This window comes from Pseudomonas frederiksbergensis, assembly GCF_003732665.1.
Lineage (GTDB): Bacteria > Pseudomonadota > Gammaproteobacteria > Pseudomonadales > Pseudomonadaceae > Aquipseudomonas > Aquipseudomonas frederiksbergensis_G.
On the sequence record NZ_MOBP01000102.1, the window covers coordinates 1 to 293 of the forward strand.

Here is a 293-nt window from a genome sequence, read left to right on the forward strand (position 1 = left end):
GATCATTGCCGGCTGGCTGCAACAATTATCCAGCGTGAACCTTGCCCCGCTGCGCGCCGAACGCATCGAGATCGAATTCGAAGAGCCGCCGTATAGAGAGGCCTACAACGTGTTCGATGGCCCGATTCAGTTCGGCGCCGAACACAATCAACTGCGCCTGAGCCTGGCCAGCCTCGCCCAACGCAACCCGCAACACTGCCCGAGCACCTGGAAGCACTTGCTGCAATTGTGTGAGCGGGAACTGGAACAGCTGACACGCACCCGCAGCCTGCGTGAACGAGTCACTCAGTTGC

General features: G+C 60.1%; 1 protein-coding gene. It reads left to right on the plus strand.

What is annotated here, in order from left to right:
• A partial coding sequence (locus tag BK665_RS33330) for an AraC family transcriptional regulator ligand-binding domain-containing protein (protein WP_148053281.1) occupies positions 1–293 on the plus strand: 293 nt, incomplete at both ends.